Source organism: Niastella vici (genome assembly GCF_002077945.1).
GTDB classification, from domain to species: Bacteria; Bacteroidota; Bacteroidia; order Chitinophagales; family Chitinophagaceae; genus Niastella; species Niastella vici.
The window spans coordinates 83,098-97,469 of record NZ_LVYD01000052.1 but is presented as its reverse complement, the minus strand read 5'-3'; the positions used below and the strand labels follow the sequence as shown (position 1 = coordinate 97,469).

Below are 14,372 nucleotides of genomic sequence, written 5' to 3'. Positions count from 1 at the left end.
CATTTTGACTGATGATGGAACGTTGAACTATTTAGTCTTGGGCTATTATACCATTCTTAACCGCATACATAACCAACCCGGCCATTGATTTGGCGCCGGTTTTGGTTTTGAGTTTGTCGCGGATAGCTTCAACGGTACGGGGGCTGATCTCTACGATATCAGCAATTTCCTTGGTGGTCTTTTCTTCACACATGAGTTTCAAAACCCGGATCTCTTTTTCGGAGAGGTTTACATCCTGTGGGCCCGCTATATCTGTGCGCTTGGTACGCAAACCAGTAAGTAAAGCCTTGTTGGTAAGCTCATTAAAAAAGAATTCCTGTTCATAACAGGTTTTAATGGCCTGGTAAATGGTTTCCGAATCGGAGTTTTTAGTGAGATAAGAATTGGCACCGATCTCCATGAGCTTACTGATCATTGAATGATCATTGTGCATGGAAAGAATGATCACTTTTGCTTCTGGCCGAAGTTTGCGAATCTCAGGCAGGGTTTGAATACCATCCATAATAGGCATTTGAATGTCCAGCAAAATAATGTCTGGTTCGATGTGTCTGAGCAGGTTCAAGAGTTGCATGCCGTTGTCGGCTTCGGCGATGAGCTCTACGTCCCTTTTAGCAGCCAGAGCAGTACGTACGCCTGCCCTGAACAGGGCATGGTCGTCGGCAATAGCTACTTTAATAACGCCTTCGGTGTCAGGTTTTTTCATGCGGGTTGTATTTTTAATAGAATAAGGGATTGAAAATGTCTGTTTACACTACTTTCATTTTCGCCCCCAAAGTCTTAAATTTTCGTGACAAATACTATAGCAGATTTACGAAATTATATTATTTCGGAATATACGTAAAACTATTTGAAAGGTAAGTTTACTATGTGTGTTTGTGTTTAATATCCCGGATATATGTGATTCTTACTAGTTGAGCAGGTAAAAACTGAATAAATAAAATAGGGCAATTCTGCTCTTGTCCACATAGTTATCCACAAGTATATTTGAATTCAAGTTGATTGACGGGGATTGGCAACCTCGTATCGTCCAGAGTCCTTTAATTCAACCGTCCAAAAGTCATTCTAATATCCAATGAATACCGGTGAAATCCAATGTCAATCAACTTCTTTTTAGCCTTTTACTCTTAGTCAATATATACTGTCCCTGTAAAAACACGTACATCCATTCCCTGCATCATCTGTGAACCCTTGAAAACAGCGTACCCAAAATCAATTCCTGGAAAGGCCTGGCTGTTTGGCTCGTATTAATCCCTAGCTTATGGAATCTCTCTTCAGAGTGCCATTGTCAATAACCTGTTGATCCTCTGAAAGTTTTTAAACGTTGTTGGTTAGTGCTGTGTGTAAATTTACTATGCCTGCTTTTTTTTCGTGCTTATCGGTGCGGCAATAAAAAGGCAGGCATTTTTTTGTTCCTGGTCCAACAACTGGCTGAGTGCATGGTCAGATTCTCATTTTGGGAGCAATGTGGAAACCTGTAATCGTAATTTAAGTCAACTCAGTCTACAGATCAGCTAGTTTATTCCCTTTTATGGACCCGGCGCGTTCAGTTGCGCCTGCATTCTCTTTACCCGGTCTTCGAGCTTTTCCGATGTGAGGTTTTCGCGCATACTGTCAACTTTTATCGGAAAACAGAATGGGGTAAGCTGCTGTGGAAAAGTTATGATAATGGTCGATCGCTGTATCCTTTCCAACATATTCCGTAATCGTACTTCTTCCATCTGCTGATCGAACACTTCCTGATAGCTTTGCCGTAATAATAAATTCCCCGGCTCATATTCTGAGAATACATTGAATAACAAGGAGGCCGAAGATTGTAAATGCCGCGCTTTTTTTTGCTCACCGGGATAACCCTGGAATATGAGGCCGCCAATAACTGCTATATCGCGGAATTTTCGTTTTGCCATTTCTGTTGCATTGGCACTTCGCTGAATATCAGCTAGTAAATTATCGGGGGTGAACAACTCATATACATTGGTGTCATCAACCGGTATGGGTTGATCGCTGAGCAATTCAAACCCATAATCATTCATGGCAAAGGAAAACGTGATAGGGGTTATTTTACTGATGCGCCAGGCCAAAATAGCTGCCATGGCTTCATGTACCAATCGCCCTTCGAACGGAAAAACAAACAGGTGGTATCCGTCTTTGGTCTCAATTTGTTCAATCAACAACTCGTTGGCCCCAGGCACATGGGAGAGGTGTTGTTGCAGGTTGAAGAGCGGTTGCAGTACCTGCAGTTCAATGTCGGGTGAACGGTCGCTTCGACTTCGCTCTGGAGTGGTGAGTGGTGAATGGTTGTCCTTTTTTCGGTGCTTGCCACTATTGGTTGACTGCCCCAGGTGTTGAGCTTCTTCAAATTTCTCGCGAAGCTTCTTCCCCAAATTCGCACTCAATGGCATGCGGCCACCCTGCCAACTGGGAACGATCGACTTTTTAGCATTTGATTTCCGCACCAGGGCCGTCATGTCCTTGATGGTCACCAGCTCCAGGTTACGCCCGGCCAGGGTAAACACATCGCCCGGCGACAGGCGGGTGACGAACCATTCTTCTATAACGCCAATAAAGCCACCGCTTACAAACTTCACCTTCATCATAGCTTCGCTTACAATAGTGCCAATATGCATGCGATGCCGCATGGCTATGCGCCGGCTGGTGATCCTGTATATATCATCAATGATCTCTACCTTTTTATATTCATCGTATTGCTGCAGGGCATTGCCGCCTGATGTGATGAATTCCAGAATGGCCATCCATTCACTATCAGTGATATCGCGGTAACAATACGTTGACCTGATCTCTTCAATTAATTCATGGGGTTTAAAGCCATCTGAAATGGCCAGCGTGCTCAGGTACTGGATCAGTACATCGAAGCACAATAGCATGGGCTCGCGGCTTTCGATGAATGTTTCTTCCACCGCATTCTTTAAAGCGGCAGCTTCTACCAGTTCGAGCGAATGGGTGGGCAGAAAATAAATTTTACTTACATCGCCCGGGCTATGCCCGCTACGCCCCGCGCGTTGCAGAAAGCGCGCAACGCCCTTGGGCGATCCTACCTGTATCACGGTTTCAACAGGCCGAAAATCAACACCGAGGTCGAGACTGGCGGTGCAAACAACTGCTTTGAGGCGGCCGGTATGCAACGCTTCTTCCACCCAAATGCGCAGCTCCTGTTCAATACTGCCATGGTGCAGGGCAATGGCGCCGGCCAGGTCGGGCGCTGCCGTTAATAAGGCCTGGTACCATTGCTCGCTCATGCCACGGGTATTGATAAAGATGAGCGTAGTGCGGCTGGTATTCAGGATGGGCAATACTTTATGAATGAGTTTGAGCCCGAGGTGACCGCTCCAGGGATATTTTTCTATTTCATCGGGAATGATTGATTCAATAACAACGTCTTTGCGAATATTGGCTTTTACGATGGCGCCGGCCCGGCCGGTAGGGGAAAGCAGTACCTCTTTTGCCTGATCGAGGTTACCGATGGTTGCAGAGATGCCCCATACTTTTAATTGAGCCTGCCGCATGCCCACTAATCGCGATACAGCCAGCTCAACCTGCACGCCTCTTTTTGAACCAATGAGCTCATGCCATTCATCAACTGCCATGATCTGCAGGGTTTCAAATACAGCAGGGTATCCTTTCTGGCAAAGCAGCAGGTGCAAACTTTCAGGCGTAATGATCAGCACCTCGGGCATGCGGCGTTTTTGCCGCTGCCGTTCGTTGATGTCGGTATCGCCGTTGCGGATGCCGATCTTCCATTCCATACCCAACTCCCTGATCACTTCTTCCATAGCCCGGCCTATATCTTTCGCCAGGGCCCGTAGCGGGGTGATCCACAATAGTTGTAACCCATTATTTGCTTTTGATTGCCAGTTGTTGGGATGCGAATTGATAAAATCAATAACAGAACCCAGAAAAACAGAGAAGGTCTTTCCGCAGCCCGTGGGGGCATTTACCAATCCGCTTTTGCCATCGATTATATGTTGCCAGGTTTCTTCCTGGAAGGGGAACGGGTGAAGGCCTTTGTTTGCCAGCCAGTTTGAAATAATTGTATATCCGGTAGTTGTTTGAAGCCTCATAACACAAGGGCATGCCGCAACACTTCTATGTGTACCGGATGCCTTTTCCTTTGCGGGGTAATTTAGTGAATTTTCCTTTGGTCGCCGAGCCTTGCGTAGGCGACAGGGGAGTGGGGAGGGATAAGCCCTTTTAATGCCCTCTTCCATATTTTGGAAAAAAATTCCGGTACGGGGAAATAAATATGGATTGATATATGTTTTTACAGGATCGCTAAGGGTATTTCATTAAAAATTATAAATGGTATAAATGTAAAGTGTACAGGTATTTAAATATGAGTGAATAAATGTATGCTGAAAACAGATAGTAATCTTTTTTGATTTGGCCCGGGATTGGAGAAGTAGGGGCCGCAACCCAACCCTCGATCCGCATGAACCCCTTATTTCGTACCCACGCCAATATCAGGTGGTTATTGGCGATAAATATGTTAATATTTACCACCCAGGCTGTAACAGCCCAATGCCCTGCCGGCAGTATTGTCAATGGCACGGGAACAATTACCAATGGAACTACTACCTGTATTACTGGTGCAGTAAGCGGAGCCGTTCAAATAAATAATGGCGGCCAAATGGTGGTCATTAACGGCGGAAATTATACCGGTAATCTTTCTACCAATCAGGGATCAATCATTCAAATTCAGGTGGGCGGACAATTTGCTCCCAGCCAGGCCAATAGTTTCTCTTCCAGCATAACCAATAATGGTACGGTTGTCATGAACAACGTATCGCTTAGTAACGGTGCTGCCATCGCCAACAGCGGCAGCTTTACCTGGGCAAGCAGCTGGAACCAGAACGTTACCCTAACGGTTTCGAATACTGCCTGTGGCACTATGACCTTCAGCCAGGGCACCAATGTGGGCAGCAGCGCCACCATCAACAATAATGGCGTTTTAAATTTTTCACAAAGCCTTACTACCAGCAGTGGTACTACCATTGATAACCGGGGGCGGGTAACTGTTTCCGGGGACGTTAATATAGCAGGTACATTAAAAAATCAGAATATAGCAGTTTTTCAGGGCAGCAATAACACGTTCAGCGGCGGCAGTACCAGCGATTCCCTGATCAATCTGGGGAAGTTGACAGTTTCAAACAGTCTTACCAGTTCAATAGGTACGCGTAATGAAGGGTTGATGCGGGTACATGGCTCATATACGATCAATGGAAGTACTTTTCGCATCGATAACAGCAATGCGCAATTGCGAATAGGCGGCGCCTTTAGCAATAACGGACAGCTAACGGGCAATGGCAGCCTGCATGTGGCGGGTAGTATTGGCAATAACCAAACCATTGCAGGCTATGGCGCAGGCGCTCAACGATTAAACATTAACCAGGCGGTAACCAATGGCACTTTCAGTAACCTGAACGTCAATGCAGGCCTCGTTGCGGCCGATACCACCACCTATGTGCCCACTATGGCGAATCCCGATATTTGCACGGTGTTGCCATTAAAACTTTCTTCGCTGCAGGCAAATTATTATAGCAGTCAGGTGCAACTGAACTGGTTCGCCTATGCACAATCCAATGCACGCTCCTTTACCATTGAATATAGCCAGGATGGCCAGGCGTTTACCGCAGCAGGTGAACTGGCCGCCACTGGCAATGATAACCAAACCACTTCATATTCGTACATGCATACGCCTGGTATCACGGGAACGGTTTTTTACCGTATACGTGAAACGGATTATTATGGAAATATGTATTATAGCAATATGGTGGCAGTAAGAACAGGGAATACTTTACTGACAAGCGAGGTATTCCCCAATCCTTTTACAGATATCCTGCAAATAAGTATGCAACTGGAGAAAGCCGGAATGATTCAGGTAGCGCTGTACGATGCAGGTGGCAGGCTGGTACGAAAGCTTCAGCAGTCAGGGCTGACGGGCAGAAATACCATTGTCATGAGTAATTTGTCGGCGCTGCTACCCGGTACTTATCTGGTGCAGGTGAAAGCAGGCGAAAATACTTCGTTCCGTAAACTGGCTAAATGATGTTACACGAGGGTTATTTTGCACATCAGGCCTCCCGATTTTTCGGGAGGCATTTTTACCCCCCAGCCCCCTAAAGGGGGAGTGAAAGCCAGTTACCAGTTCCCGGTTAGCAGGATTGCCGATTTTCGTTTCGGATCAAAGCGTTTTCAAATACTCAATGATCGCTTTTCTCTCCTTCTCCTTTAACTTATCACCGTAGTTGTGCCCATAGTTACCATAACCGGGCAGGTCGGTATTGTAAATAGATTTATCACCAGGCTTTTCTTCTTTTTTAAACTTCCAGCCCAGCTTTTGATAATCATATTCAGGTTTGTCAAAATCCCGGCTCCAGTATTTGGGCCGCAGATCGCTGTTGAGGAGGGCTTCGAGCGTTGGCACAGAGCCGTTATGCAGGTAGGGAGCGGTTACCCAAATGCCATCGAGCGGTGGGGCTATATAACCCATGAAGGGTTCCAGCCGGGCAGGGTGATCGCCGGTAGTGAACCAGCTTTGGTTGAACCAGTTCACAAACTGCGGACTGGAATAATTATTCTTACACAAAAACGAATCTGTTTGAATAACCGCTTCTGGTATCAACAGGTTGGGATATTGTTCGTCGCCACTGTAGGAGCCATGACAGCGGGAGCAATTTTTGATAAAGACGATCTCTCCTTCTTTTGCCAGTGACGTGTTGATGGCGCCGGGATATTTGGGCGGTTCCAGCGAATATATATACGCCAGCAGATCGGGCATATGGCTGTCTACCTCATGCGATTCGGCCGTATCATTAACAGTAAGCAGGTTGCTTGCCATCAGAAAACGGCCAAAGTCGCCCCGGCCGAACCCGTTGTAGAACATGGCATTCTTTTTCTTCAGCAACCACCATGCAGGTACATCTGACGGAATAACGCCCGGCGGAATATCCAGTTGGGTTTCTGCGTTCCATTTAAAGGTTACCGGGTCGCGATGGGCTACCAGCACGGCTGCCAGCCGATCGGCTGCGTTAACGCCCCTGATATCGGTGTGAAGGTAGGGCGTAATGGTCTTTGCTACATCCAGAAATGGTTTGGCGGCCCTGTACTTGTTGGGGGCTGTGAGCTTCAACATGCTTTCCGCCGTCTTCAGGTTCTTTACATTCAGCTTTTCATTTTCGGTGAAATCAATAAATGTATTGCCGAGGCCCATCACCAGTTTATTCTCAAACACCTGTGCATGGCATTGCATGCAATTGGGTGCTACCAGTATTTCGCCATTGGTAGAAGTTACGGCCGTATATTCATGTGAGATCTTCTCATTTTTTCCGGTACGGTTCAGGTAATTGGTTCTGTCTTTCCCCATGCCCATGATGAACATGCTGTAGGGAATACCGCCTTTTACATAGTCGCCGGTAGTGAGGTATTCGTATCCTTTTTGCACATCGCCGCCCGTGCGTTGTACACTGGGGGGAATAGGAACTGGTTCATAATCGACATTGGTCAACACGCTCGTAAACGCAACGCCACTTACTACAATGATTACCAGTACCATCCATTTGTTCATGTGCAGGAATTATACTTCGAATTTACGAATTTGAAATTTGGCAGGAAAGCGGGGAGTGTTAAATGTGAACCGGCAATGTGCATCTCGTTCCCGGGCTACGCTCAGGAAGCTCGATGCGTGTGTCTTGGCGCCTTCGATTGCGCGCTGACCTGAAACCCCAGGCCTATTTGCCATAAAGTTCCAACATCTTCTTCAGGTCGTCGAGCGTATTGATCTCATCGGGTGGTTTATCGATGCGCCACCGGCTGATGCGGGGAAAACGCAGGGCCACCCCCGATTTATGCCGGTTGCTGGCGGCAATGCCTTCGAAGGCTATTTCAAATACCAGTTCGGGTTTTACGGTGCGCACCGGCCCGAATTTCTCCAGCGAATTCTTTTTTACAAAAGCATCAACCTGGGCAAATTCTTTATCGGTTAGGCCGGAATAAGCTTTGGTGAACGGCACCAGTTTATCGCCGTCTTTTACGGCAAACGTATAATCGGTATACAGGTTACTGCGCCGGCCGGCGCCTTTTTGTGCATACACCATTACGGCATCGATGGTGAGCGGGTCAATTTTCCATTTCCACCAGTCGCCCCGGCGGCGGCCAACCAAATAAGCCGATGATCTTCTTTTTAACATCAGGCCTTCGCTGTTGATGGCCCGGCTTTGTTCGCGAATGGTGGTCAGTTCATCCCAATTGCTGAAAGTAACTATGGGGGATAGTTGCAACCAGGGCAATTGCAACATGCCGATCAACTCTTCCAACGCCGCCCTGCGTTCAGCCAAAGCCAGGTGACGGATGTCTTCACCGTTCAGTTCAAGCAGGTCGTATGCAAAGAGGCCAACCGGTGCTTCCTGCAAATGTTTTTTGGTAATGTTCTTTCGCCCGATGCGGGTTTGCAGTACATTGAAATTAAGTACCTGTCCGTTTTTGTAGGGTAAGATCTCTCCGTCTATTACAACGCCGTTTGGGAGTTTGCTTTGCAGGATGGTGTATTCGGGAAATTTCTCCGTGATAAGATCTTCGCCGCGGCTCCAGACAAATAACTGGTCATTTCTTTTTATAACCTGTCCGCGAATACCATCCCATTTCCATTCTGCCTGCCAGTCGGCCGGCTCGCCCAGTTCGGTCAATGAACCTTCCAGCGCATAGGCCAGGTAGAAAGGGTAGGGTTTTGAAAGATCTGTTTGGGTGCTTTGCTCGCTCAGCAACGCTGAAAATAAAGTGGTGGAAGGGTCCCAGTTGCCACTGATACGATGGGCAATAACATTGGCGTCGAGCTGAACGGTACGGGCCAGGGCGTTCACCATTAGTTTTTGCGACACGCCTACCCTGAAAGTGCCCGACAGTAATTTGTTGAAGACAAAACGTTCGCGGCTGCTCAATTCCAACCACGATTGCAAAATGAATAGTTTCTTCTCTGCTTCTGCTGCTTTTTCGAGCTGCTGGAATTTTTCAACATAGTAATGAAGGGGTTGAGCGGGGTGTTGTGTGGAACCGTTGGTCTTCTCGGGGATCAGCAAGGCAATGGTTTCTGACAGATCGCCCACCGTATGATAGCATTCCTGGAACAGCCACATGGGCAGGTTCACCAGCTCGGCGCACCAAACGGCGAGTTGGGTGCCACTAACGGTACGGCGTGGGCGGCGTCCGCTGAACAGGGCAATTACCCATACCTTATCTTTTTCATTGGCGTGCGCGAAGTAGTTGACCAACGCCTGAAGTTTTTCGTTTGTTTTGGTACTACCACTTAGCGTATATATTAGTTGGGCGAAAGAATGCATAACGTGCTAATTAGCTGATTGGGTTTCTTCATCCTCCGTTCCATACTCCGTCTTCACCTCACTGGCATCTATTCCAATTTCATTGAGGTACCTGCTGAACACCGATTGAAATCCGTGCGTGATGTACACTTTTTCGGCCCCGGTTGCTTTTACCGCTTGTAATAAACCATTCCAGTCGGCATGATCACTGAGCGCAAAACCTGCATCTGCATTTCTTCGGCGCTGGTTACCGCGCACCTGCATCCAGCCACTGCAAATGCCAACGCTGTACGAAGCAAAGCGGCGCATCCATAAGCTGCCTTCCGCAGAAGGCGGCGCTATTACCACACTTCCTTTAAATGCTTCTTTGGGCGTGTCGGGCGTAATACGTTGCACGGCAGGTAATTTAAAACCCGCCTGCAATAAGGTTTCATGTACATTCCAGATAGCGCCATGCACATAAATGTTCCCGGGTACTTCTTCTACCGCTTTTAACAGCCGTTGGGCCTTGCCCAGGCTATAGCCGATCAATACAGATGTTTTATTGGCCAGTTCATTGCTGCGGACCCAGTTTTGGATATCGTGGTATATTGCCTGTTGTGGTTTCCAGTTATAAATGGGTAAGCCAAAGGTTGATTCGGTGATGAACGTATTACAGGGAATGGCTTCAAATATGCCGCTGAGCCCATCGGCTTCCGTTTTGTAATCACCGCTTACCACCCATACTTCTCCTTTGTATTCAACCCGTACCTGCGAAGAACCGATGATGTGCCCCGCAGGGTGAAGTGATACTATTACTTCGTTCAGGATTACTTTTTCATTCCATTCAACCAACTGGTAATTGTAGGGGCCTAACCGCAACTTTAACAGGGGTAAGGAATCGCGGTGGCATAAATAGGCCCGGCTGCCGCCGCGGGCATGATCACTATGGGCATGGGTGATCACCGCTTTATCGACCGGTTGCCAGGGATCTATGTAAAAATTTCCCTGTTCGCAATAAAGTCCTTTGTCTGTAAATGATATGAGTGGCATAAAATCGGTTACCAGTTACCAGGTACCGGTTGCCTGGTACCCGAAATACATAACATTTAGTAAACAAAAAAGCCGTGCCACGGTTTATGCCCATGGTACGGCTTTCTGGTCCGGTAACCGGAAATTGGTAACCGGAAACTAATTGACTGTTTTTACAATGCCATCGGCTTTTCTGATAAAGTAAAGCTTTTTGTTTTCGAAATAATCGAGGGTCATGGTGGCTTTATTGATGACCGGTTGAATATCAAATTCACCGAACAGCATATATTTTTTATCGCTCAGGCTTGAACCCAGGTTCTTGCCATACAGCGTTAATAAATGCGAAAAGTGGTAGATGGTTTCAAAACCACGGAAAACCATATCCGTTGGTCGTGAATAATAAGTTGTTTTGAAGTTCTCCAGTACCGATGCTGCCAGTTTACCCGTGGGCGCTACATAGAACGGCGTACTGTAAACTATTTCAAGGTTCTTGTACTGCGTTTGTGTAAAATCGATCTGGTCCCAGGTAGGCATACCAATGATCACGTTAGGGCTGCCTGCTTTGCTTAAGAGGGCCAGTTGCTGGCAAAGCTTTTGCGCAAAATGCGTATCGAGGCTGCCGGCCAAACAAATATTCGGTTTTTCGCTGTTGAGATACAGTTCGAGATTTTCCTGTGTGAAGTTATCGTCGAGTGTTACGTATTTCAGTTTCAGCTTTACTGCTGTGCTTTTTTCAAAGTCGGAAATGTAAGTTCGTATGCGGTCTTCCTGCACCCCTTTCTTTCTGAAAACTATAATGTCCTGTAAAGAATAATTCTTTTGCAGCCACCGGTAAATACCAACGCAATGGGTAACCAGCGTAGAGTTCAGAATTACATAATGCGGGTTATTGGTAACGCCTGCATCACTGGGGAAGTTGGTATTGATGAAGGGGATTTCCAACGAGGCAGCTATACCGGCAAATTTTGCGGCTTCAGCACCGGTAACCTGTCCAATAATAAGATCAGTTGAACGGAATGCTTCGCTGGTGAGCAGGGAGTCTAGCTGTTGTTGCGATGCTTTGGTATCATATACATGAATATCCAGTTTAATACCTTCCTTCTTTAAGGAGTCAATGGCCAGTTCGGCGCCTTCCCAAAATTCAAGGCCGGCGCTGGCTATTCGGGGAAAGGTTTTGGCGTCGTACCGGTAATTGCCGGCCATATCAAATGCCGAATCAAGGTAAAGTGGTGTAAAGATCGCTACTTGCTGGCGGGTAGAATCTGTAAGCGTGGCTGGTGCTGGTTGTACAGCTGGTGTTATTTGAGCAAATACAGGCGCTACGAGGACCATGGCAAGACATGAAAGCGATAATACGATCCATTTTTTCATCATAGGGAATGCTTTATTGACTAACTGTTGTAATGTCATTTGTATACGCACGCCGCCGAAATTTAATATTACCATCCCGATCGCTATCAGGATGGTAATACATAAAAGACGGTTACTCCCATTCTATCGTTGCAGGTGGTTTACTGCTAATGTCGTATACCACCCGGTTTATACCTCTAACGTTGTTGATGATATCAGTCGAAATATGTGCCAAAAATTCGTATGGAAGATGAGCCCAGTCGGCGGTCATGCCATCTACGGAAGTTACCGCACGTAAAGCTACGGTGAATTCATACGTTCTTTCATCACCCATTACGCCAACGCTTTTCACCGGCAGCAAAATAGCGCCTGCCTGCCAAACCTGGTCGTATAATTTATGTTCTTTCAGGCCCTGTACATACCGGTGATCGGCTTCCTGCAGCAAGGCTACTTTGTCGGGTGTGATCTCGCCCAGAATGCGAATGGCCAGGCCTGGCCCGGGGAAGGGATGGCGGTTCAGCAGGTCGGCGGGAATACCGAGCTCATGCCCAACACGGCGCACTTCATCTTTGAACAGGTAGCGTAAAGGTTCTACCAGTTCCAGGTGCATGATATCGGGTAAGCCGCCTACGTTGTGGTGCGATTTAATAGTTACTGAAGGGCCATGTACCGAAACGCTTTCGATAACGTCGGGATAAATTGTTCCCTGGCCCAGCAGTTCAACCCCTTCAAATGTTTTGGCTTCGGCCTGAAATACTTCAATGAACAGGCGGCCGATGGTTTTGCGTTTGGCTTCGGGATCGGTCTTTCCTTTCAGTTCGTCGTAAAACAGCTGTTTGGCATTTACTCCTTTTACATTCAGGCCAATGGTCTTGTAAGTGTCGAGCACCTGCTCAAACTCATTCTTACGCAGTACGCCATTGTCAACAAAAATGCCATACAGGTTATTGCCGATGGCTTTGTGTATAAGGGTTGCGGCAACGGTAGAATCAACGCCACCGCTCAGCGCCATGATCACTTTACGATTGCCGATCTGTTGTTTCAGGGCATTTACCGTATCGGTGATAAAATGGGCGGGCGTCCAGCTTTGCTGGCAACCGCAAATATTTACGAGGAAGTTCCTGATGATCTTTTTGCCTTCAACCGAATGGTAAACTTCGGGGTGAAACTGCACACAATACAGCGGATTGGCTTCGCCGTTCTTTTTAAAGGCGGCATAAGGGATGCTGTCGGTAGTAGCAAGCACATTAAAGCCGGCGGGCATTTCCAGCACCGAATCGCTGTGGCTCATCCAAACCTGCGATTGTTCCATTACATCTTTCAGTAACACGTCGTCGGTTTGTTTGTGCATCAGGGCGCGGCCATATTCCCGCTTGTTGCTTTTGGCAACCTGTCCGCCAAATTGTTTGGCCGTTAACTGAGCGCCGTAACAAACGCCGAGTACTGGCAATTGCTGGTGCAGGGCTTTTACATCTACTTCCGGCGCTTTGGGGTCGTTCACAGAAAAGGGCGAACCCGACAGGATTATACCTTTCAGTGAAGGATCAAAGTCAACTTTTTTGTGGTAGGGAATTATTTCGCAATAAACGTTGGCCTCCCGGACGGCCCTGGCAATCAACTGAGTATACTGACTGCCGAAATCGAGAATTAAAATCTTTTCCGTCATGGTGGTGCGAAGGTAAGAAAATACAGGTATCCCCCCAGCCCTCTACAGGGGGAGAAATTAGTTCCCGATCATCAATTTTTCCAAAAAGGCCCGGAGTTCCTGATTTTTAGAGTTTGTTTCCCCGGTAACCGTCAATTGGTATCCTGCTTCTATTAAATTAATCCATTATTTGTCAACCATTTGCTGTAACATTTTTGCTCCTTCCGCGTCAAATGCAGTGAAAACAGATTATTTTGTAGAACGTAATCAAACTAAAACCTCCACACATGAAAAAATGGGCTGCTATTCTTGTATTATCATCCATGCTTCTTACTAATTGCCGGTTCGTTGGTCACCGCATAAAAGGAAATAACCAGGTAACTACTGAGAACAGGAGTGCCAGTTCTTTTGAAGGCGTTTCGTCGCATGGCACATTTGACGTATATGTTGCTGTGGGCAGCCCTGCCACTGTGAAAATTGAAGCAGAAAGCAATATTTTACCTTATATAGAAACGTATGTTGATAATAATATACTGCAGGTGCGTACAAAAGAAGGTGTGTGGCTGAGGCCCCGGCGATCAGTAAAGATCTTTGTGACCGCTCCCCGGTTTCGGAAAATACACTCCAGCGGTACTGGCGATATAATTGGCCAGGGAACCATCACCGATTCTTCAAAAATTGATCTGGGCGTGCAGGGGAATGGGAATATCAACCTGGATGTTGATGCCCCCGAGGTAACCGCCGAGTTAACCGGTAATGGTGGCATTAAATTAAAAGGTCAGTCAAGATATTTTGATTGCAGCCTGCATGGCAATGGAAATCTGAAAGCTTTCGACCTTATGGCAGAAGAAACGAAGGTGAAGATACTGGGCAATGGTGATGCTGATGTGTATGCGAGCCTGAAACTGGATGTATCGGTTGGTGGCAATGGGAATGTGCGCTATAAAGGAAATGCACAACCTTCTACTCATATTACGGGTAATGGAAGCATTACCCAGGTAAAATAAAAATTGAATCATCCATTTAACCAAACCTTCTTA

Annotated in this window: 9 protein-coding genes; 2 read left to right on the top strand and 7 right to left on the bottom strand. The window is 47.0% G+C overall.

The genetic code is table 11. The features are described from left to right. Positions 1-31: 31 nt before the first annotated feature. Positions 32-703 (bottom strand): response regulator transcription factor, encoded by a 672-nt coding sequence (locus A3860_RS21525; RefSeq protein ID WP_081149691.1) that lies wholly within the window; start codon positions 701-703, stop codon positions 32-34. Between the two features lie 823 nt (positions 704-1,526). Beyond that, positions 1,527-4,076 carry a ligase-associated DNA damage response DEXH box helicase gene (locus A3860_RS21520; RefSeq protein WP_081149688.1) on the bottom strand — a complete coding sequence of 850 codons (2,550 nt, stop codon included), beginning with the start codon at positions 4,074-4,076 and terminating at the stop codon, positions 1,527-1,529. Positions 4,077-4,444: 368 nt separating this feature from the next. Here A3860_RS21520 and A3860_RS21515 point away from each other — a divergent pair, with 368 nt between their 5' ends. Continuing rightward, complete coding sequence (locus A3860_RS21515; RefSeq protein WP_081149686.1) at positions 4,445-6,061, top strand: T9SS type A sorting domain-containing protein; 1,617 nt, start codon at positions 4,445-4,447, stop codon at positions 6,059-6,061. 135 nt (positions 6,062-6,196) lie between these two features. Here A3860_RS21515 and A3860_RS21510 read toward each other — a convergent pair whose 3' ends face one another. The 5 genes from A3860_RS21510 to guaA form a co-directional block, all read right to left on the bottom strand. Continuing rightward, positions 6,197-7,579 carry a c-type cytochrome gene (locus tag A3860_RS21510; RefSeq protein ID WP_081149683.1) on the bottom strand — a complete coding sequence of 461 codons (1,383 nt, stop codon included), beginning with the start codon at positions 7,577-7,579 and terminating at the stop codon, positions 6,197-6,199. A gap of 163 nt (positions 7,580-7,742) precedes the next feature. After that, complete coding sequence (locus tag A3860_RS21505) at positions 7,743-9,347, bottom strand: ATP-dependent DNA ligase (protein WP_081149680.1); 1,605 nt, start codon at positions 9,345-9,347, stop codon at positions 7,743-7,745. 6 nt (positions 9,348-9,353) lie between these two features. After that, positions 9,354-10,358, bottom strand: a complete 1,005-nt coding sequence (locus A3860_RS21500) for a ligase-associated DNA damage response exonuclease (RefSeq protein ID WP_081149677.1) — start codon at positions 10,356-10,358, stop codon at positions 9,354-9,356. Positions 10,359-10,496: 138 nt separating this feature from the next. Further along, positions 10,497-11,759 carry an ABC transporter substrate-binding protein gene (locus A3860_RS21495; RefSeq protein WP_143774209.1) on the bottom strand — a complete coding sequence of 421 codons (1,263 nt, stop codon included), beginning with the start codon at positions 11,757-11,759 and terminating at the stop codon, positions 10,497-10,499. A 61-nt stretch (positions 11,760-11,820) separates the two neighbouring features. Further along, complete coding sequence (gene guaA / locus A3860_RS21490) at positions 11,821-13,353, bottom strand: glutamine-hydrolyzing GMP synthase (protein WP_081149672.1); 1,533 nt, start codon at positions 13,351-13,353, stop codon at positions 11,821-11,823. Positions 13,354-13,619: 266 nt separating this feature from the next. Between guaA and A3860_RS21485 the strand changes: the two genes are divergently transcribed. Next, positions 13,620-14,339 (top strand): head GIN domain-containing protein, encoded by a 720-nt coding sequence (locus A3860_RS21485; RefSeq protein ID WP_081149669.1) that lies wholly within the window; start codon positions 13,620-13,622, stop codon positions 14,337-14,339. Positions 14,340-14,372: the final 33 nt, after the last annotated feature.